Below are 20,651 nucleotides of genomic sequence, written 5' to 3' on the forward strand. Positions count from 1 at the left end.
CCTGGCACTCGAATACTAGGAGTGCCAATTCTACCCCGCTCGGGCTGAGAGCCGGCGAGCATGAGGAGACGTGCCTCACCCGGTGAGGTCACGCACGACGGCGTCGGCGAGCAGCCGCCCACGCAGCGTCAGACGCACGCGTCCGCGCAGCGCGGCAGCCCCGTCGATCAGCCCGTCCGCGATGAGTCCGGCGACCCGATTGCGATTGGCCTCCGGGATGTCGGCGATCGCGAGGCCCTCCGACAGCCTGCTCTCCAGCAGCACACGCTCAAGGAGGTGCGCCTGGGCGTCGGGCCGCTCCGTGCCTGCGGCAGGCGATTCGGATGCCGCGAGCCGCTGCGCGTACGCGGCAGGATGCTTCACATTCCACCAGCGAAGACCCGCGACATGACTGTGCGCCCCTGGACCGAACCCCCACCAGTCGCTCCCCCGCCAGTACGCCAGATTGTGGCGCGACCGCTGATCGTCGCTGCGCGCCCAATTGCTCAGCTCGTACCAGTCGAACCCCGCGGCGGCGAGGCGCTTATCGGCGAGTTCATACATGTCGGCCTGCAGGTCATCGTCCGGTCTCGGCACCTCGCCGCGACGGATCTGACGCGCGAGCTTCGTGCCGTCCTCGATGATCAGCGCATACGCCGAGATGTGGTCCGACTCCAGCGCGAGCGCGGCATCCAGAGACGCCTCCCAGTCGCCGAGCGTCTCGCCCGGCGCACCGTAGATGAGGTCCACGCTGACGGCGAGTCCGGCATCCTTGGCCGCCTCGACAGCTGTCCGCACGTTCTCCGGCTGATGCGTGCGATCGAGCGCTGCGAGAACGCGCGGCACGGCTGACTGCATTCCGACCGACAGTCTCGTCACCCCGGCATCGGCGAGCGTCCGGGCGACCTCGGGCGTCACGGTGTCGGGATTCGCCTCGACGGTGACCTCGGCCCCCTCGGTCATGCCGAACGCATCGACGGCGGCACCCAGCATCCGTGCCAGATCGCCCGGCGGGAGCAGCGTCGGCGTCCCGCCGCCGAAGAACACGGTGTCCATCGGGCGAAGCGCGCCGGCTTCGGAGAGCACGCGGTGTGCGAGCGAGATCTCCGCGGAGAGCGTGTCGGCGTACTCATCCTGGCGCGCCCCCCGCAGTTCGCCCGAGGTGTAGGTGTTGAAATCGCAGTAGCCGCAGCGCACGCGGCAGAACGGCACGTGCAGATATGCCGAGAACGGCGTCGCGACGTCGATGGGAAGGTCGGAGGGAAGACGGCCGTCCGGCGGCGCCGGATCACCAAGCGGCAGGGGTCCGCCCATCAGAGGCCGGCCATCAGATTCGCGCCATCGGCTTCACGAATCACAGCGGCGTCGCGTAGAGCGGCGAGATCGCGCGGAGATAGCGCGCGAAGAGCTCCTTGCGGCGGCGTTTCACGAGCGCGCGGAACATCCGATACAACAGAGCATTCGGCGCATCGAACGCGCGCACGGTGAACCAGACCTCGTCGTCGTCGCGCCACTCGATCTCGAACAGCTCCTCGCCGCTGACGACAGAACCGCCGACGGTTCCGAGCACGAAGCCGATCCTGCGGCGCTCTTCGGTGACCGAGATGACGCGAAGCTCAGCGTCGGCGCGCATGCCTGCAATGCGTCCGCGCAGATGCAATGTCATGCCCGGCCCGACGAACGGCACGCCGTCGGCGTCGAAGCGCTGTTCGACCTCACGCGTGCTCGGCGCGATCGGGTTTCCGTCCGCGTCGAAACTGACGCCGGAATAGGCCGGACCTGCAGCGGGGCGCACATCCTCGATGCTGAGTCCGGCTGCTCGCTGCGCCGTCCACGACAGCAGCGCCTCGCCGGCGGATCGGAAACGATCCTCACCGCTGCCGAGCCGCCACGAATTCTCGGCCGGCACACTGCGCTCCGGCGGGAAGTGCATCAGGTCGGGGGCATGAGTAGCCCCGACGGCTGCATAGTCCACCGTGTCGTCTCGGAAAGTCCCGCGCCGCATGAGATCCAGCCTACTTCTGGTTACCTGAACAGACACCCCCGCACCGCGGGAGAGCGCTCGCTACTTCTTTTCCTTGCTGTCGACCTCGCCGCTCAGCGCCGCGATGAACGCCTCCTGAGGGACCTCGACGCGACCGACCATCTTCATCCGCTTCTTGCCCTCCTTCTGCTTCTCGAGCAGCTTGCGCTTGCGGCTGATGTCACCGCCGTAGCACTTGGCGAGCACGTCCTTGCGCAGGGCCCGGATCGTCTCACGTGCGATGATCCTGGCGCCGATGGCCGCCTGGATCGGCACTTCGAAGTTCTGACGAGGAATCAGCTTGCGCAGCCGCTCCGCCATCAGCGTGCCGTATGCGTACGCCTTGTCGCGGTGCACGATCGCGCTGAACGCGTCGACCTTGTCACCCTGCAGCAAGACGTCGACCTTGACCAGGTCGGCATCCTGCTGACCCGAGGGCTCGTAGTCGAGGCTCGCGTAGCCCTGGGTCTTCGACTTCAATTGATCGAAGAAGTCGAACACGATCTCGCCGAGCGGCATGTTGTACCGCAGCTCGACGCGCTCCTCGGAGAAGTACTCCATGCCGAGCAGCGAACCACGGCGCGACTGGCACAGCTCCATGACTGTGCCGACGTAGTCCTTGGGCAGCAGGATCGCGGCCTTCACCATCGGTTCGGCGACCGAAGCCACCCTGCCGTCGGGATACTCGCTCGGGTTGGTCACCGTGACCTTCTCACCCGTGTCCGTGGTGACCTCGTAGATCACGCTCGGTGCGGTGGTGATGAGGTCGAGATCGAACTCCCGGGTCAGGCGCTCCGTGATGATCTCCAGGTGCAGCAGACCGAGGAACCCGCAGCGGAAGCCGAAGCCGAGCGCAACAGAGGTCTCCGGCTCGTACACGAGGGACGCGTCGGACAGCTTCAGTTTGTCGAGCGCCTCACGAAGCTCGGAATAATCGCTGCCGTCGATCGGGTACAGCCCCGAATAGACCATCGGCTTGGGGTCGGTGTAGCCGGGCAGCGCCTTGGTCGCGCCGCCCCGACTGGTCGTGACGGTGTCTCCGACCTTCGACTGGCGAACGTCCTTCACGCCGGTGATGAGATAGCCGACCTCACCGACGCCGAGCCCGTCGGAGGGGATCGGCTCCGGGCTGGAGACGCCGATCTCGAGGAGCTCGTGGTTCGCGCGCGTCGACATCATCTGGATGCGCTCGCGCGGCGACAGGCTGCCGTCGATCATGCGCACGTAGGTCACGACGCCGCGGTAGGAGTCGTAGACGGAATCGAAGATCATCGCGCGGGCCGGAGCATCCGCATCGCCCGTCGGCGCCGGGATGTCCCTCACGATGCGGTCGAGCAGCTCTTCGACACCGACGCCCGTCTTGCCGGACACGCGAAGCACGTCCTCCGGCCTGCCGCCGATGAGATCGGCGAGCTCCTTGGCGAACTTGTCGGGATCCGCGGCTGGGAGATCGATCTTGTTGAGCACGGGGATGATGTGCAGGTCGTTCTCGAGCGCGAGATACAGGTTCGCGAGTGTCTGCGCCTCGATGCCCTGTGCCGCGTCGACGAGCAGGATCGCGCCCTCGCACGCTGCCAGCGAGCGAGACACCTCATAGGTGAAGTCGACGTGGCCCGGAGTGTCGATCATGTTCAGCGCGAACGTCTCGGTGTCGTCCTGCCACGGCATCCGCACCGCCTGGCTCTTGATCGTGATGCCGCGTTCGCGCTCGATGTCCATGCGGTCGAGATACTGCGCGCGCATGTCGCGGTCGGAGACGACGCCGGTGATCTGGAGCATGCGGTCGGCGAGGGTCGACTTGCCGTGGTCGATGTGGGCGATGATGCAGAAGTTGCGGATCTGCGAAGGCGGCGTCGCGGCAGGCGACAGCGGAGTGAGAGCGCGTGGGGACATGTTCTGACGATTCTACGTTCAGGGGGACCTAATCCCCGATTCGACTTGACGGGTGATAGTCTCCCGAGGTTGCCTTGGTTCAGATCTGTGAGACTGAGTGCCACGAGCGATCCTCCCGATTCAGCGCTGCATCGGACGATCCCGAGCGCGTCTGTAAAAGAGAAAGACAAAACCTTGATCAAGTATCTCCTCCGCCGTACCCTCGGCTGGTTGTTGATGATCGTGGTCGCGACCAACATCACGTATTTCCTGGCTTGGGGCTTCCTCAACCCGCGGAACAACTACGTCGGTCGCCGCCCACCGCTCAGCGAAGAGCAGATCAACAACCTCCTGCTTCCCCGCAATCTGGACTCCAACGTCCCGATCTGGGAGCGGTGGTGGAACTGGTTCAGCGGAGTGATCTTCCGCTGGGACTGGGGCGTGAGCCCGACCGGCGGCTCCGTCAACGAGCAGGTCGCCTATCGGATGTGGATCAGCGCGGAACTCGTGCTCGGCGCGACGATCATCATGACCGTCCTCGGCATCGCGCTCGGCGTCTACACCGCGTCACGGCAGTACAAGCTCGCCGACCGCATCGGCCAGGCCACCTCGATCATCACGATGAACATCAACGTCATCGTCGCGGCCCTCGGCCTCGTGCTGCTCGCGATCGCATTCAACGACTGGCTCGGCGTTCGTGTCTTCTATGTGACCGGCTCGTCCAGTAAGGGCGTGGAAGGGTTCTTCCCCGTCCTGATAGACGCGTTGCAGCATCTCGCGCTGCCGACCATCGGACTCGTGATCGTCGGCTACGCCGGAACGCACTTCCTGCAGCGCTCGTTGCTGCTCGACAACATCAACGCCGACTACGTGCGCACCGCCCGTGCGAAGGGGCTGACCAAGCAGCAGGCGATCCGCAAGCACGCCCTGCGGACTTCGCTCATCCCCGTGGCGACGCAGGTCGCGTTCAGCATCCCTGCCGTGTTCACCGGTGCGGTGCTCACCGAGACGATCTTCGCCTGGAACGGAATGGGCAAGTACTTCATCGAGACCATCGTGAAGAGCGACATCCACGGCGTCGTCGCCACCGCGGCCTTCGCCGGCCTCCTGACCGCGCTCGGGGCGATCCTCTCCGACGTCGTGGTCGTCGTTCTCGACCCGCGAGTGAGGGTGAACTGACCATGAGTGAAATGATCGACCCCACCGTCGATGCCCCGCCCGCACACGCACGCGTCGAGAAGATCGGCAACAAGGCGATGTCGAAATGGACGCTCTACACGCGGCGTTTCATGCGCAACAAGCCCGCCGTCGGCGGCATCATCATCTTCTTGTTGCTGGTGCTGTTCGCGATCTTCGCACCGCTCATCGCGAAGTACGACCATATCGAGCTCGACTTCCTGAACCTGGGCACGCCGCCGTCCGCCGAGCACTGGTTCGGCACCACCACGTCGGGCAACGACACGTTCGCTCAGGTCGCGATCGGTCTGCAGCGCTCGCTCATGATCGCCGTGACCGTGTCAGTGGGCACGACGATCATCTCGGCCCTGGTCGGCACCGCGGCGGCGTACTTCGGCGGCTGGACCGAGAAGATCACCCTCACCGTCATCCACTTCATGATGGTGATCCCGAGCTTCCTCATCCTCTCGCTGCTGTCGAACCGCTCCGGTGGTGACTGGCGCGTGATCGCGCTGATCATGATCTTCGTCGTCGGCTGGTACTTCCCCGCTCGCGTGATCTGGACGACCGCCCTCTCGCTGCGTGAGCGCGAGTACATCCACGCCGCCCGCTACATGGGCGTGCGCGGCATGACGATCGTCGTCCGTCACCTGCTGCCGAACATCGGCTCGCTGCTCGTGATCAACTTCACCCTCGGCATCGTCGGCGCGGTCATGGCCGAGACCGGGCTTTCGTTCATCGGGTTCGGCGTCAAGATCCCTGATGTGTCGCTCGGCTCGCTGATCGGCTCCGGCGCCAACACCATCACCAGCGCGCCGTGGCTGTTCTACTTCCCCGCAGCGGCGTTGACTCTGCTGACCGTATCGATGGCGCTCGTCGCCGACGGTCTGCGTGACGCACTCGATCCCACTTCAGCAGCAGGAGGCCGCGCATGAGCACTGTTCTCTCCGTCCGTGATCTCACGGTCAGCTTCCCCTCCGAAGCCGGGCGCGTCGACGCCGTCCGCGGTGTCTCCTTCGACCTCGAAGCGGGCAAGACGCTCGGCATCGTGGGCGAGTCCGGTTCGGGCAAGTCCGTCACCTCGCTCGCGATCATGGGCCTTCTCGACGAGAACGCCCGCGTCTCCGGCTCGATCATCTACGACGGCCAGGAGCTGCTCGGCAAGTCCGACAAGCAGATGTCGGTCATCCGCGGCAACGGCATCGCGATGATCTTCCAGGATCCGCTGACCTCGCTGACGCCGGTGTTCACGGTCGGCGACCAGCTGATCGAGGCGCTCACGGTGCACCGCAGCATGTCGAAGCAGGAGGCGTGGGATCGCTCGATCGAGCTGCTGCGTGTCGTCGGCATCACGCAGCCGGAGAAGCGCATGAAGGGCTTCCCTCATGAGTTCTCCGGCGGCATGCGCCAGCGCGTGGTCATCGCGATCGCGATGGCGAACAACCCGAAGCTGATCATCGCGGACGAGCCCACCACAGCTCTCGATGTGACGATCCAGGCGCAGATCCTCGACCTCATCGAGAAGGCGCAGGCCGAGACGGGCGCCGCGACCATCATGATCACCCATGACATGGGTGTCGTCGCCCGCCTGGCAGACGACGTCATGGTCATGTATGCCGGCAAGCCGATCGAGCACGCTGAAGTCGGCGAGCTGTTCCACAACACGCGGATGCCGTACTCCATCGGCCTGCTCGGCGCGATCCCCCGCGTCGACAAGGCCGAGAAGGAACCGCTGATCCCGATCAAGGGCAACCCGCCGCTGCTGATCAACCTGCCGGACGCGTGCCCGTTCGCCGACCGCTGCCCCATCGTGATGGATGCATGCCGTCAGCGCGAGCCCGACCTCGTCGACGTGCCTTCGCTCACCGGTGTCCCCCACCAGGCAGCGTGCATCCGTGCGCACGAGATCGACGAGAACGGGATGATCGGCGGCCTGCCCGTGTACCCGGTTCCGGAGATCCCCGAGAGCGACCTGACCCGCACGCCCCGCGAGCAGCGTCCGATCACGCTCGATGTGCGCAACATGAACAAGGTGTTCCCGCTCATGAAGGGTGCATTCTTCAAGCGCAAGGTCGGCGAGGTGCACGCGGTCAAGAACGTGAGCTTCGACGTGCGTGAGGGCGAGACGATGGCCATCGTCGGCGAGTCCGGCAGCGGCAAGACGACGACGCTGCTGCAGATCATGGATCTCGTCAAGCAGCACGACGGCGACATCATCATCAACGGCACGAGCGTCAACGACATCACCAGCCACGCGATCGAGCGCAAGGTCCGTCGCGACATCCAGATCGTCTTCCAGGATCCGATGGGTGCCCTCGACCCGCGCATGACCGTGGCCGACGTCATCGCCGAGCCGCTGCGCGCCATCGGCACGCCCAAGGACGAGGTGCACCGTCGCGTCACGGAGCTGATGGACGTGGTCGGGCTCAACCCCGCCCACATCGATCGCTTCCCCGGCGCGTTCTCCGGTGGCCAGCGTCAGCGCATCGGGATCGCCCGCGCTCTGTCGACGAATCCGAAGGTCATCGTCCTCGACGAGCCCGTCTCGGCCCTCGACGTGTCGATCCAGGCCGGTGTGATCAACCTGCTCGACGAGCTCAAGGTCAAACTCGGCGTCTCGTACCTGTTCGTCGCGCACGATCTCTCCGTCGTACGCCACATCGCCGACCGCGTCGCCGTGATGTATCTCGGCGACTTCGTGGAGCACGGCGATGTCGATGACATCTTCGAGAACCCGCAGCATCCGTACACCAAGGCGCTGCTCTCGGCTATCCCGGTGCCGGATCCGGACATCGAGCGCACTCGCGAACGCCTCACGTTCAACCCGGACACCATGCAGGCGGAGGCCACGACGGTCTGATCATGTTTCCGGCCGGTAACGGCTGGTCACCGTCCGATAACAGTTACGCGCTATTCACTGCGACCACGCGAATTCGGCGATCGTCCGAACTATTCTTCCCTGTATGACACGCCGAAAGGCGGAAGGAGAACCATGAAGCAGCACAAGCTGATGGGGGCGATCGCATTCAGCGGCGTCCTCGCACTTGCCCTCGCGGGCTGCGCGAGCGGCACCGGTGACGACGGTGGCGACGGCGGCGGAGAGCCCGTCGAGACCAAAGCCTCGGATTACAACCCGCAGGAACGCGACGCCCTTCAGACGGGCGGCGAAGCCCGTTTCCCGATCAACGAGATCCCCGAGCAGCTGAACGCGTTCAACGGCGACGCGTCGTCTGACACCGCTCGCGTCGCCGCGTGGTACACGCCGCAGATCCTCCTCCAGAAGGACGACGGCACTCCGTACAAGCACGACGCGTACCTCGATGAGTGGAAGATCGACACGGTCGACGGCAACACCCAGATCACCTTCACCTTCACGGATGAGGCGCACTGGAACGACGGCACCGACATGGACTGGACCGCCATCGACGCGACGTGGAAGGCCAACCGTTCGACCGAAGAGGGCTTCAACCCGAACGCGACCGACGGCTACAAGGCCATCAAGACCGTCGAGCAGGGTGACACCGCGAAGACCGCGATCGTCACCTTCGACGGCGAGTTCGCCTGGCCGGAGATGCCGTTCCTGACGGGCATCATCCACCCGGCGCTGGCCGACCCGACCACGTTCAACGAGGCCATGATCGACAACCCGCACGCCGAGTGGGGTGCAGGTCCGTACACGATCGACAAGTTCGACGCGAACGCGGACTACGTCTCGTTCGTTCCGAACCCCGAGTGGTGGGGCGAAGAGCCGCTGCTCGACACCGTCTCCTTCCAGGGTATGGACGCCGCAGCCTCGATCAACGCGTTCAAGGCCGACGAGATCGACTCCGTCGGTGTCGCGACCAAGGACCGCCTCGAGCAGGTCAAGGACATGGAAGACATCACGATCTACCGTTCCACGCAGACCGCCAACACCCTGCTCCAGGTCGACTCCACCAAGCCGCAGTTCGAGGACGTCAAGGTCCGCGAGGCGTTCTTCAAGGCCGTGAACATCGATCAGCAGAAGCAGATCGCCTGGAACGGTCTGGACTACGAGGAGGAGCCGGCCGGTTCCCTCACGCTGTTCCCCTTCCAGCCCGGCTACAGCAACGCGCTTGACGAGGCGGGCTGGGAGTACAACCCCGACGACTCCAAGGCTCTCCTCGAAGAGGCCGGCTGGACCGAGGGCGAAGACGGAATCCGCGAGAAGGACGGCGAGAAGCTGTCGGTCGTCTTCCCGGTGTGGAGCGACGACCCGACGCAGGAAGCGATCGCGAAGTCGCTTCAGGCGCAGATGAAGGAGGTCGGTATCGACCTTCAGATCGACATCCGTCCGTCGACCGACTTCTCGAACGACTACAACACGATGAACTGGGACGTCTCCTCGCTCCGGTTCACCTCGTCGGACCCGTTCGGTGCGGCCTGGTTCTGCCAGCTGTACTGCATGGACATGGGCCTGAACCTCTCCGGCGTCCAGTCGGAGGAGATGGACCAGCGCATCCACGATGAGGTCGAGTCCCTCCCGACTGCTGAAGAGCAGACGGCTGCCGCGATGAAGCTCGAGGCGGAGATCTTCCAGGACTGGGGCATCATCCCGCTCTACAACGGCCCGTCGATCTCGGCCGTCAAGACCGGTCTCGCGAACCTCACCCCTGAGCCCTACGTGGGCCTGGACGGCTTCGGCGTCCAGCCGGTGGAGAACGTGGGCTGGGAGAAGTAGGCACCACGCAACACATGAAGCGGGGTCGGTGGTTCATCCACCGGCCCCGCTTTTCCTATGCTGTAGCCATGAGCATCCAGGTCGTCTTCGTGCACGGCATCCGCACGTCCGCCACGATGTGGCGCGCCCAACTCGCGCATCTCGCCGACCGCGGAATCACAGCCACAGCGGTCGACCTGCCTGGTCACGGGACGCGCATGGCCGAGCCATTCGTGCTGGATTCGGCGATGACGACGATCGATCGCGCCGTGCGGGATGCCGCAGATCGAGGCCCTGTCCTGCTGGTCGGCCATTCGATGGGCGGGCTCCTCTCGATCGCCTACGCCGGCGCGGAGGATCCACCCCCGGTCGCCGGCTTCATCGGCGCATCGTGCACCGCCTTCCCCCGCGGTGCAGGGCTCGCCGCCTATCGGTTCCTCGCGCGCAGGTTCAATGCTCTTCCGGACAAGGGTCTGTGGCTCACCACCAAGATGCTCGCGGCGACGCTTCCCGACGAGACCAGAGGCGACTTCGCCGCGGGCGGTTACGCCTTCGACGCGCAGGACATCGCCCTCGCGAGCCTCGCCGCGCTCGACCTCGCCGCCGACGTGCATCGACTTCGAATGCCGCTGTGGTGGATCAACGGCCAGTTCGACCAGCTGCGTCCTCAGGAGCTGCTGTTCCGGCGGCTCACGCCGCACTCCGAACTCATCGTCGTACCGCGCACCTCGCACCTGATCACGGCGATGCGACCTCGCGTGTTCAACGCACTGCTGGATGTGGCTGTCGCGACACTCGAGCAGGGTGCACTGCAACCGTCATGACCGCGCCGATCACCGACAGGACGCCCGCGACGAGGAAGAGCAGCCAGAACCCGCCGACGAGCGCCACGAGCCCGGCTCCGAGCAGCGGCCCGAGAAGCTGACCGAGACTGGCGGACACGTTGACGATGCCGAGATCGCGCGCGTGATCTTCGACCCGCGGCAGCAGATCCGTGGCGAGAGCGAGGCTCACCGCCATGTACGCGCCGTATCCGACTCCCATGACGCCCGCGGCGATGGCGGTGCCGACGAAAGTCGGCGAGACGAGGATCATGACGGCGGACAGCGCCTGCACGAGGGCGGCGACGATGACGATCGGCTTGCGCCGTCCTGTGCGGTCGGAGAGCGAGCCGGCGACGAGGGATGCCGCGACCACGAAGATCGTGTAGATCACGATCAGCACGAGCAGATCGTCTTCTGCCGTGGCAGCCGGCGAGCCGACGCCGTAGAGCAGGAAGAACAGCAGCAGCGCCGTTCCCAGTGCATTGCCGATGTTCACCGTGAGACGGCTGGCGAGCACCCACATGAAATTGCGGTCGCGCAGGACTCCCAGACGCTCGCGCCAGTCCCTGTGCGTGGTCGCATGCTGTGGGCGTTCTGCGGGCGGATGCTCCCAGCTCGCCGGCGGATCCGGCAGCAGCACTGCAGTGCCGACCCCGACCACCAGGATGAAGACCGCCAGAACGGCATAGCTCGCACCTATCCCGAGTCCGAGCAGCACGACCGCGCCGACTCCGACGACGATTCCGACCGCCTGCGCCGAGCTCACGAAGGCGGATGCCGTGCCCCGCTGTGCGAACACCTGATCGGCGATCATCGCGGTCAGCGCCGCGGAGACGACGGCGATGCCGACGGATACGCCGATCCAGGCCGCCCCTACGGCCAGCGGCTCGGTCGCCGCACCGGTGAGCAGCAGGGACGCGGCCGTCAGCGCCGAACCGCCGATCGCCCATGGGCGACGTCTCCCCCAGCGAGAGCGCGTGCGATCCGAGAGCATGCCGGCGAGCGGCCCAGCGATCACTCCGGCGATGCCGCCGACCGACAGGATGAGCCCAGACCAGACGACGCCGGTGATCCAGTCGTTCTGACCGCCCGGCGTGTCCAGCTGCAGCGGAAGCAGAAGCTGCACCGGCGTGAGCTGCACGGTCCACACCGCCAGCCAGGCGACCGCGAACAGGGTGAGCCATCCGCCGCCGACACGACCGTCGCGCGGCATCAGCGACTTCATGCTCGCGCCTGCGCAGACTTCGTCTCGGCGATCAGCGCGCGATACCACTCGTAGGACGCCTTGGGTGTGCGCTTCGACATCCGCTGGTCCACATGCACGAGGCCGAAGCGCTGCGTGAAGCCGTCCGCCCATTCGAAGTTGTCGAGCAGGCTCCACACCGTGTACTCGTCGACGCGGACGCCCTGGGCGACAGCATCCGCCACGGCGCCGATATGAGACGCGAGATAGTCGATCCTCCGGCTGTCGTCCAGCGGCCCGCTGACCTCATCGGGCTCGGGGAAGGATGCACCGTTCTCGCCGATGACGATGGGAGGCAGACGATCGCCGTAGCGACGCGCGGCATCCGTGAGGAACGCGGTGAGCGCATGCGGCTGGATCCCCCACAGTTCCCCGAACCCGGTATGCGCGACACCGGGCGTCGGGACCTGCACGAATGGGACGGGCGCACCTTCCGGGGCTGCCGCGATCGTCGTGGGGTTGTAGAAGTTCACGCCGTAGAACTCGGATGCTGTCGAGATCAGTTCCATGTCGCCGTCCTGCACGGGCATCTCGATGCCGAGTGCCGCGACATCGGGGTACGCGCCGGTCAGCACAGGATCGGCGAACAGCCGGTTATGGATCAGGTCGTACACGTGGGCGGCGATCTGGTCGGCCTCAGAGTCTGTCGCAGGCTGCACCCACGTGTGGTTGTTCACGATCCCGACCGCTGTCGCGCCGTAGCCACGCAGGATCGCGGCCGCGCGCCCGTGCGCGAGCAGCTGATGGTGCACGGTGGGCAGCGAGTCGAACAGCAGTTGCCGACCTGGCGCGAGCTCGCCGATGGCGTAGCCCTGCAATGACGTCGAGACGGGCTCGTTGATCGTGTACCAGTTCTTCACGCGATCGCCGAGGGCTGCTCCCACGATCTCGGCGTACTCGGCGAACCGCAGGGCGGTGTCTCTCTCGAGCCACCCGCCACCGACTTCCAGCGGCGAGGGCAGATCCCAGTGATACAGCGTGGGAAACGGCACGATCCCCGCATCGAGAAGCCCGTCGACCAGCCGGTCGTAATAGGCCAGGCCGGCGGGCTGGGCGGCCCCTCGGCCGTCCGGCTGCACGCGCACCCACGAGATCGAGAAGCGGTATCTGTCGACGCCGAGGCCATGCAGCAGCGCGATGTCCTCGGCGCTGCGGTGGTAGCTGTCCGGCCCGGGCTCTGCTGTCGAGCGGTCCTTGACGAGCCGGCCGGTGTCGACGAAGTCATCCCAGATGGACCGCCCGCGTCCGTCTGCGCGGCGGGCTCCCTCGACCTGGAAAGCCGCAGTGGCCGCGGACCAGCGCAGTCCTGTCGGCACGGGGAAGGTTCGGGCCGTCGCATCCGCCATGGATGACTCCTTCGGGTCGATAGCGCTCAGCTTGCCGCATGCACAGGGCTCTGCGACAGTGCCGCGCGATGGATTCCTGCCAGACCTGGTAGAGTTGGTTCTTGGCTTGCGTGTGGGTTCTTCCCTCACGATCGCCTGACAGCAGCCCTCTTCCTGCTCACGGCACATCCCATCCATCCCTGAACGAAAGTTTCCACGCGTGGCAAACATCAAGTCGCAGATCAAGCGCAACAAGACCAACGAGAAGGCTACGGCGCGCAACAAGGCCGTCAAGAGCGAACTCAAGACCCTCGTCCGCGGTACCCGCGAGGCCATCGCCAAGGGCGACAAGGCCGCTGCTCAGGCAGCGCTGAAGGTCGCGTCGAAGAAGCTCGACAAGGCCGTCAGCAAGGGCGTGCTGCACGAGAACCAGGCAGCGAACCGCAAGTCGTCGATCGCCAAGCAGGTCGCCGCTCTCTGAGCTGAGAACTTCTGAAAGAACCCGTCCCGCTGGGGCGGGTTCTTTTGTTTGCTGGGTCCCTATTCCCCGAACGGCGCACGAGTGGCGATGACCGTCACCATGCGCTCCAGCGCGAAGATCGGATCGCGCGCAGCGCCCTTGACCTCGGCATCCGCCCGTGCGGTCGCCTGGATCGCGAGGCCCAATGAGCGCTCGTTCCACCCGTTGAGGTCACGTCTTGCCCGATCGACCTGCCAGTCCTTCATGCCCAGACGCTGGGCCAGGCTTCGGCTGGGCTCACGCTGACCGGCCACTCGTGCCATGGTCCGCAGCTTCATGGCGAACGCCGCGACCATCGGAACGGGGTCGGCTCCGGAGTCGAGTGCGTGCCGCAGTGCGATGAGAGCTTCGCCATAGCGGCCGGAGATCGCCGTGTCGGCGACGACGAACGCCGAGACCTCGACTCGGCCACCGTAGTACTTGGTCACCGTCTCTTCGGCGATGTCGCCGTCGACGTCGCGGATCAGCTGCTGGCACGCTGCCGCGAGTTCGGTGAGGTCATCGGCGAACGCCGAGACGAGAGCCCTGAGCGCCGCCGGGGCGATGCGCTTCTTCGCCGCTGCGAACTCCCCCGCCGCGAAATCGACACGATCGGCGTCGCGCTTCACCGCGAGGCAGGGGATCTCGATACCCCCGCCGGTTCCGGCCCGCAGCGCGTCGAGCAGCTTCTTGGCGCGCACGCTCGCGCCCGTGTGCCGCAGCAGCACGGTCGCACCCTCCTGCGGGTTGTTCAGGTACGACACGGCCTCGTTCAGGAAGGCATCGGAGCACTTCTCCACGCCGGAGACGCGGACGAGCCTCGGCTCACCGAACAGCGAGGGCGAGGTGAGTGAGAGCAGGGTTCCGGGGGCGTAGTCGTCCGCGCGCACATCGCTGATCTCGAGCGCAGGGTCTTCGGCGCGCAGATAGTCGCGGATACCGGCGATCGCACGCTCGGCGCAGACCTCTTCGGGGCCGAACACCAGTACGAGCGGCGCCGGCCGCGGGTCGCGCCACGACACCTGCGGGATCTTCGTCGCCTTGGTACCCGTACGAGCGGCGCCGCCACGGGCTGAGGAACGAGGAGCTGCCATGATCCGAGCTTACCGGGGGTCTTCGACACCGCCCGGGTCGTCAGGGGGTTCGATGGGACCGCCGGACTCGTCGGGCTCGCCGGAGTCGTCGGGCTCGCCGGCCGGCGCGGGCTCGGCAGCGCGCTCAGTCCACAGCACGAGCTCACCTGCGTCCATGCCGATCAGAATCCTGCCCTGCTGGTCGGTGCGCAGCGCGACGGCACCCGCAGCCTCCAGCAGCGCCAGCGTCTCCGCTCGAGGATGACCGTAGTCGTTGTCCACCCCGGCGCTGAAGATCGCCGCAGCAGGCCGCAGGAGGTCGTACAGCCCGGTGTCCTGATCGGCGCTGCCGTGATGCGCGACCTTCACCACCGCGTACGAGCCGCGCAGCTGGTCGCGCAGCATCCTCTGAGGCGTGGCCGAGAGGTCGCCGAGGAAGAGCGAGCGCGGCACGTCTCCCCCGTCGAACTCGAGCACCACGCTGGCGTCGTTGCCTGCCTGGAACGCGGCGGAGTCCTTCCGCGGCCAGAGCACCTTCCACGATGCCTCACCCAGCGTGCCGTGCATGCCCGTCGACGCATCGATGAGCACTGCGCCGCCGGCCTCCAGCTCACCCAGCAGACGGGTGTCCTCCGGCGAGCCGACCGGACCGTGCAGCACTGTGCCGACGCGCCCGACCACCGACGCCGCAGCACCCACATGATCCGCGTCGAAATGCGTCAGCACCAGGAGGTCGACCCTGTTGATTCCGAGTGCGCTCAGGCATGTCGACAGCGGTTCGGTCTCCATCCCGGTGTCGATCAGCGCCACCTGCTGCTCCGAGCGAACGACCAGCGCGTCTCCCTGGCCCACGTCGCAGGCAGCGATCGCCCAGGCTTCCGGCACCGTCGTGCCCACGAGTGGCCCAGTGAGCAGCATCCGCGCGCCGACGAGTGCGCCCGCGACGACGAGCACGACGACCGAGATGCCGCGCACGCCGCGTCGTGCGGCGATCCCGTCGACGCTGAGGACCACGCCGATCGAGGCGCTCAGCACCGCCACCAGCAGCGCCGCCGCAATGCCGGGGATCACAGCCACCTGCGCGCCCGGCAGGCCCGCCGACACCGTCGCGGTCGTCGAGATCCACGCCGCCGGCAGCCACGCGCATGCGGCGAGCAGATCCGCCAGCGGCGGGATCGGAGCGGCCAGGCACGCGAGCAGCCCGATCACAGTCGCGATGGGGGCCGCCGGATCGGCGATCATGTTCGCCACGATCGCGACGATCGACTGCTGCTCCGAGAACAGGGCGATGATCGGCCCGCAGACCAGTTGAGCGGAGAGCGGAATCGCGATGGCCAGCGCGAGCGGATGCGGCATCCACCTGGCGAGGCCGCGCGCGAGCGGCGGTGCGACCACGATGAGCGCTGCCGTGGCGGCCGCGGACAGGGCGAAGCCCGGCGTCGCGGACAGCCACGGGTCGGCGATGAGGATGCCGGCCACGGCGAGGCACAGCACGCCGACCCCTGCGCTGGGTCGGCCGCAGAGCACCGTCAGCATCGCGATGGCAGCCATCACCGCGGCTCTGATCACGCTCGGCTCCGGCGTGACGAGCACGACGAAGGCCGCGAGAGCGGTGAGCGCGATGACGACCCTGAGCGTCCGGCCGCCGCCGCAGAGTGCGACGAGCCAGAACACCGCACCGACCACGATCGCGCAGTTCGCCCCGCTGACCGCCGTGAGGTGGCTGAGGCCCGAGGCGAGCATGGCGTCGTCGAGTTCCTGCGTCACGGCGCGGGTGTCGCCGACCGCGAGTCCTGGCAGCAGCCCGGCACCCGGCTCCGGCAACCGAACGGCACGCTCGACGAAGTCCTCCCGCACCTGAGCCGCGACCGCGAACACTCCTTGCGCCGGAGCGACGATCTCCACCTCGGTTCCGAACATCACGAGCGCCGCGCGCTCTCCCGGATCCGTCACCATGACCTGTCCGGTGACCCGGATGACGGTGCCGAGGTCCAACCCGGCAACCCGCTCCACGCCGGTGCGGATCGGCACGTTCAGCGGATCGGGACGGCTCGGGATCCCGGCATGACTCGTCTGCGCATCGAACCACAGTCGCCCGTCGCTCCCGACAGTGGATGACGACGATATCTCCGCGTACACGTCGATCACGCGGCCGTCCAGTTCTGCCGCCGCCGTGCGTTGAGGCATCGCGAAGCCCGCCGTCATGGCGACCGCAGCCGCCGCAAGAGCCACGACCGCGAACAGGCCTCCTCGCGCCCTCGCTGCCCCATGTGATCGCGAGTCGTCGGCTGTCCGCTGCTGCGCATCTGCACGAACACGCCCGCGCACCAGCATCCCCACTGCCGCTGCACCGACCAGCCCGCCGCCGGCCGCGCACCACCACGCGACGCCGGGGAGGAATGCGCACAGCAGCGCCGCAGCCCATACGACGGCCGCGACCGGCACGAGACGCAGGTCGCGCGCACGGATGCCGGCGCTCACACCCGCACCAGTTCCGCGAGCCCGGCGAGCAGCTTCTCGCCGATGCCCGGAACGGCGAGCAGGTCGTCAACCGACTGGAAGCGGCCGTTCGTGTCGCGCCATTCGATGATCCGCTGCGCCAATGCCGGTCCGATGCGCGGGAGGGTCTCGAGGGCCGCCTGATCGGCGTTGTTCAAGTCGATCAGGCCGTCGCCCTGGGGCGTCGTCGCGCTGTCGTCCCCGGCCGCGCCGACCACTGGCACGATCAGCTGTTCGCCGTCACTGAGCGGCCGCGCGAGGTTGACGGACTGAAGATCGGCATCGTCGAGGGTCCCCCCTGCCGCAGCGAGGGCGTCGACGACACGTGCATCGACCTCCAGCATGTAGAGCCCGGGGTGCTCGACCTGGCCGAGCACATGCACATACAGTTCGCCGGCGACCGCGACGTCGTCCGATGTCTCCGCCAGTGGCACGGTCTGCACCGGCTGCGCCTGTCCGCGCATGATGCCGAGTCCGACCGCGGCGGACAGCACGACGAGTCCGAGCACGACGGCCGCGCCGACGCTCAGTCGTAGCCGGGAGCGCGCCGCGGGCGCAGAGGCCTTCGAGGGCGCGGACTCCTTCTCAGTCGCTGGCACCCGCCCACGCTAGGCGGCTGGGTGCACGCGCGGATGCCGGAATCCCGATATCCGTGGACAAGTCACGCCGGTCCACGCCGGTGCAGAGAGACTGCACACACGACTGGCGACGTCGTCGGAGTGACGAAAGGAGCTTTCCGCCGGTTATGAGCGCCCATAACCGACAAAAAGCTCCTTTCAGCGTCTCGAACGAGCACCGCCGTGACGAAATCGGCGCCTCAGCCCTTGACGGCGAAGCTCACGATCTTGGGAGCACGCACGATGACCCGCACGATCTCCTTGTCGCCGAGTGCACGGATGACGCGTTCGTCAGCGCGCGCGAGCGCCTCGAGGTCGGCCTCGCTGATGCGGGCCGGCACCTCGAGCTGCGCGCGCACCTTGCCGCCGATCTGCACGACCGCGGTGACCGAGTCCTCCACGAGCAGCGCCGGATCTGCCTGACGCCAGGCGACCAGTCCGACAGAGGGCTCGTGCCCGAGGATCTCCCACATCTCCTCCGCGGTGTGCGGAGCGATGAGATCGAGCATCACCGCGATCGTCTCGGTGGCCTCGCGCACGGCAGGATCCGCAGCGCCGGCACCGGAATCGATCGTCTTGCGGGTGAGGTTCACAAGCTCCATGAGACGCGCGACGAGCACGTTGAACTTGGTGTGCTCGACGAGCGACGGAGCGTCGGCGAGCAGGCGGTGCGTACCGCGACGCAACGCGGCATCCCCACCCTTGAACAGCACATCGACGGGGCTCGCGACGTCGTGGCTCAGGCGCAGCGCACGCGCGAGGAACTTCTGGGCGCCTGTCATCGAGACGTCGGCCCAGTCCTTGTCGTCCTCCACAGGACCGGCGAATGCGAGACCAACGCGCAGTGCGTCGGCGCCGAACTTGTCGAGCTCCTCCTGGAAGAGCACGAGGTTGCCCTTGCTCTTCGACATCTTCGCGCCGTCGAGGATGACCATGCCCTGGTTGATCAGGCTGCTGAACGGCTCGGTGAAGTCGATCAGGCCGATGTCGAAGAGCACCTTGGTGATGAAACGCGCGTACAGCAGGTGCAGGATCGCGTGTTCGACCCCGCCGATGTACGAGTCGACCGGTGCCCAGCGGGCGGCTTCCTTCGGGTCGAACGCGAACTGATCGCTGTTCGGCGAGAGGAAACGCAGGAAGTACCAGGAGCTGTCCACGAACGTGTCCATGGTGTCCGGGTCGCGCAGCACCGGGTCTCCGCTCGCGGGGTCGACCGTGCGCACCCACGACTCGGCGGCGCCGAGCGGCGACGCGCCCTTCGGGGAGAGATCGAGACCCTCGACGCTCGGCAGCTTCACTGGCAGCTGGTCCTCGGCGACGGGGATGATCCTGCCGTCTTCGGCGTGCAGCATCGGGATCGGCGTGCCCCAGAACCGCTGGCGCGAGATCAGCCAGTCGCGCAGGCGATAGTTCTTCGCGGCACGCCCGGTGCCATTCGCGGTCAGCTGCTCAATCGCACGTGCGACGGCGTTGCGCTTGGAGAGACCGTTCAGGTCGCCCGAGTTGATCATGCGTCCGTCGCCACCCAGAGCGATTCCGGTCACGGACGGATGATGGTCGTCGAGGCTGGGCAGCGTGTCGATCGGCACGCCCTCCTCATCGACCTCGATCACAGGCATGGCGCCGGTGATCGGCGCCGTCGTGTCGACGACGACCTTGACCGGCAGGTCGAAGGCGCGCGCGAAGTCGAGGTCGCGCTGATCGTGGGCGGGAACCGCCATCACGGCCCCGTGACCGTAGTCGGCCAGCACGTAGTCGGCAGCCCAGATCGGCAGCTTCTCGCCGTTGACGGGGTTGATCGCGTAGCGCTCCAGGAACACGCCGGTCTTCGGCCGGTCAGTGGCCTGCCGATCGATGTCGGTGGTCTTCTGCACCTTCGCCAGATACTCCGCGAAGCGCTCGCGCACATCGGCCGGAGCATCCGCCACCAGCTCTGAGGCGAGCTCGGCATCCGGCGCCACGACGAAGAACGTCGCACCGTGCAGAGTGTCGGGGCGCGTGGAGAACACCGTCACCGGCTCTTCGCGGCCCTCGATCGCGAAGTCGACGTCCGCACCGATGGATCGGCCGATCCAGTTGCGCTGCATCTGCAGCACCTTGTGCGGCCACGATCCCTCGAGCTGGTTCAGATCATCCAGCAGACGATCTGCGTAGTCGGTGATCTTGAAGTACCACTGCGTCAGCTTCTTCTTGATGACCTCGGCGCCGCAGCGCTCACAGCGTCCGTCGACGACCTGCTCGTTCGCGAGCACGGTCTGGTCGTTCGGGCACCAGTTGACCGGGCTCTTCTTGCGGTACGCCAGGCCCCGCTCGTGCAGCTTGAGGAACAGCCACTGGTTCCACTGGTAGTACTCGGGGTCGGAGGTGTGCAGCTCGCGCGTCCAGTCGAACGAGACGCCGTAGGCCTTGAAGCCCTCCTTCTGCTGGGCGATGTTCTGGTACGTCCACTCCCGCGGGTCGGCACCGCGGCGGATGGCGGCGTTCTCGGCCGGCAGTCCGAACGAATCCCAGCCGATCGGGTTGAGCACGTTGTGCCCACGGTGACGCCAGAAGCGCGCCACGATGTCGGAGTAGAGGTAGTTCTCGGCGTGCCCCATGTGCAGGTCGCCGGAGGGATACGGGAACATCGCCAGCACGTACTTGCGCGGCCGGCTGTCTGCCGCGCCTCCTGCGAGGAACGTCTCGTCATCCGCCCAGTACTTCTGCCATTTGGCTTGGATGGCGTGCGCCGACGACGACTCGTCGACGGGCTCGGTGGAGGACGACAGATATTCAGACAACGAACGGCCAATCTCAGGAAGCGGACTGCGCAGATTCATTCGAACCGCACAAGTCAAGAACTT

General features: G+C 66.7%; 15 protein-coding genes. 6 read left to right on the plus strand and 9 right to left on the minus strand.

Annotated elements, in window-relative coordinates; all coding sequences use genetic code 11:
* Positions 1-75: 75 nt before the first annotated feature.
* Genes hemW through lepA form a run of 3 tightly spaced genes read right to left on the minus strand, consistent with a single transcriptional unit; the run spans position 76 to position 3,895 of the window.
* On the minus strand, positions 76-1,293 hold the full coding sequence (hemW, locus tag IEV67_RS14685; RefSeq protein WP_188437330.1) for a radical SAM family heme chaperone HemW: 1,218 nt from the start codon (positions 1,291-1,293) through the stop codon (positions 76-78).
* Positions 1,294-1,333: 40 nt separating this feature from the next.
* Positions 1,334-1,984 carry a DUF1990 domain-containing protein gene (locus IEV67_RS14690; protein WP_188437331.1) on the minus strand — a complete coding sequence of 217 codons (651 nt, stop codon included), beginning with the start codon at positions 1,982-1,984 and terminating at the stop codon, positions 1,334-1,336.
* Positions 1,985-2,044: 60 nt separating this feature from the next.
* A complete protein-coding gene (lepA, locus tag IEV67_RS14695) occupies positions 2,045-3,895 on the minus strand; it encodes a translation elongation factor 4 (protein ID WP_188437332.1) in 1,851 nt (616 codons plus the stop codon).
* A gap of 174 nt (positions 3,896-4,069) precedes the next feature.
* Between lepA and IEV67_RS14700 the strand changes: the two genes are divergently transcribed.
* The 5 genes from IEV67_RS14700 (at position 4,070) to IEV67_RS14720 (ending at position 10,552) form a co-directional block, all read left to right on the plus strand.
* Positions 4,070-5,053, plus strand: coding sequence for an ABC transporter permease (locus IEV67_RS14700; RefSeq protein WP_188437333.1), 984 nt, complete (start codon positions 4,070-4,072; stop codon positions 5,051-5,053).
* A gap of 2 nt (positions 5,054-5,055) precedes the next feature.
* Positions 5,056-5,985, plus strand: a complete 930-nt coding sequence (locus tag IEV67_RS14705; protein ID WP_229703163.1) for an ABC transporter permease — start codon at positions 5,056-5,058, stop codon at positions 5,983-5,985.
* Entirely contained in the window at positions 5,982-7,910 is a 1,929-nt protein-coding gene (locus IEV67_RS14710) for an ABC transporter ATP-binding protein (RefSeq protein WP_188437335.1), read from the plus strand. The genes IEV67_RS14705 and IEV67_RS14710 overlap by 4 nt, the downstream gene beginning before the upstream one ends.
* A gap of 132 nt (positions 7,911-8,042) precedes the next feature.
* Complete coding sequence (locus IEV67_RS14715) at positions 8,043-9,749, plus strand: ABC transporter family substrate-binding protein (RefSeq protein ID WP_188437336.1); 1,707 nt, start codon at positions 8,043-8,045, stop codon at positions 9,747-9,749.
* A 68-nt stretch (positions 9,750-9,817) separates the two neighbouring features.
* The gene (locus tag IEV67_RS14720) at positions 9,818-10,552 is read left to right on the plus strand and encodes an alpha/beta fold hydrolase (protein ID WP_188437337.1); all 735 of its coding nucleotides are present in this window, start codon (positions 9,818-9,820) and stop codon (positions 10,550-10,552) included.
* Here IEV67_RS14720 and IEV67_RS14725 read toward each other — a convergent pair.
* Both IEV67_RS14725 and IEV67_RS14730 read right to left on the minus strand, forming a co-directional pair.
* A complete protein-coding gene (locus IEV67_RS14725) occupies positions 10,491-11,777 on the minus strand; it encodes an MFS transporter (protein ID WP_188437338.1) in 1,287 nt (428 codons plus the stop codon). The two genes, IEV67_RS14720 and IEV67_RS14725, sit on opposite strands and share 62 nt — an antisense overlap.
* Complete coding sequence (locus IEV67_RS14730) at positions 11,774-13,141, minus strand: GH1 family beta-glucosidase (RefSeq protein WP_188437339.1); 1,368 nt, start codon at positions 13,139-13,141, stop codon at positions 11,774-11,776. The genes IEV67_RS14725 and IEV67_RS14730 overlap by 4 nt, the downstream gene beginning before the upstream one ends.
* 199 nt (positions 13,142-13,340) lie before the next feature.
* On the opposite strand from IEV67_RS14730, the gene rpsT reads away from it, so the two are divergent.
* Positions 13,341-13,601, plus strand: coding sequence for a 30S ribosomal protein S20 (rpsT, locus tag IEV67_RS14735; RefSeq protein WP_188437340.1), 261 nt, complete (start codon positions 13,341-13,343; stop codon positions 13,599-13,601).
* Between the two features lie 59 nt (positions 13,602-13,660).
* On the opposite strand, the gene holA is transcribed toward rpsT, so the two are convergent.
* From holA to leuS, 4 genes are all read right to left on the minus strand, one after another.
* Complete coding sequence (holA, locus tag IEV67_RS14740; RefSeq protein ID WP_188437341.1) at positions 13,661-14,713, minus strand: DNA polymerase III subunit delta; 1,053 nt, start codon at positions 14,711-14,713, stop codon at positions 13,661-13,663.
* A 9-nt stretch (positions 14,714-14,722) separates the two neighbouring features.
* Positions 14,723-17,173 (minus strand): ComEC/Rec2 family competence protein, encoded by a 2,451-nt coding sequence (locus IEV67_RS14745; RefSeq protein ID WP_229703165.1) that lies wholly within the window; start codon positions 17,171-17,173, stop codon positions 14,723-14,725.
* Positions 17,170-17,790, minus strand: coding sequence for a ComEA family DNA-binding protein (locus IEV67_RS14750; RefSeq protein ID WP_229703166.1), 621 nt, complete (start codon positions 17,788-17,790; stop codon positions 17,170-17,172). Before IEV67_RS14750 ends, IEV67_RS14745 begins: the two co-directional genes overlap by 4 nt.
* A gap of 218 nt (positions 17,791-18,008) precedes the next feature.
* Entirely contained in the window at positions 18,009-20,627 is a 2,619-nt protein-coding gene (gene leuS / locus IEV67_RS14755) for a leucine--tRNA ligase (protein WP_188437342.1), read from the minus strand.
* Positions 20,628-20,651: the final 24 nt, after the last annotated feature.

This window comes from Microbacterium murale (assembly GCF_014635185.1).
GTDB lineage: Bacteria > Actinomycetota > Actinomycetes > Actinomycetales > Microbacteriaceae > Microbacterium > Microbacterium murale.

Coding starts and splice junctions, on each gene's coding strand:
- IEV67_RS14725 (WP_188437338.1), bottom strand. CDS start 11,777: ATGAAGTCGCTGATGCCGCGCGACGGTCGTGTCGGCGGCGGATGGCTC.
- IEV67_RS14710 (WP_188437335.1), top strand. CDS start 5,982: ATGAGCACTGTTCTCTCCGTCCGTGATCTCACGGTCAGCTTCCCCTCC.
- holA (WP_188437341.1), bottom strand. CDS start 14,713: ATGGCAGCTCCTCGTTCCTCAGCCCGTGGCGGCGCCGCTCGTACGGGT.
- IEV67_RS14720 (WP_188437337.1), top strand. CDS start 9,818: ATGAGCATCCAGGTCGTCTTCGTGCACGGCATCCGCACGTCCGCCACG.
- hemW (WP_188437330.1), bottom strand. CDS start 1,293: ATGGGCGGACCCCTGCCGCTTGGTGATCCGGCGCCGCCGGACGGCCGT.
- IEV67_RS14730 (WP_188437339.1), bottom strand. CDS start 13,141: ATGGCGGATGCGACGGCCCGAACCTTCCCCGTGCCGACAGGACTGCGC.
- lepA (WP_188437332.1), bottom strand. CDS start 3,895: ATGTCCCCACGCGCTCTCACTCCGCTGTCGCCTGCCGCGACGCCGCCT.
- IEV67_RS14705 (WP_229703163.1), top strand. CDS start 5,056: ATGAGTGAAATGATCGACCCCACCGTCGATGCCCCGCCCGCACACGCA.
- IEV67_RS14690 (WP_188437331.1), bottom strand. CDS start 1,984: ATGCGGCGCGGGACTTTCCGAGACGACACGGTGGACTATGCAGCCGTC.
- IEV67_RS14715 (WP_188437336.1), top strand. CDS start 8,043: ATGAAGCAGCACAAGCTGATGGGGGCGATCGCATTCAGCGGCGTCCTC.
- leuS (WP_188437342.1), bottom strand. CDS start 20,627: ATGAATCTGCGCAGTCCGCTTCCTGAGATTGGCCGTTCGTTGTCTGAA.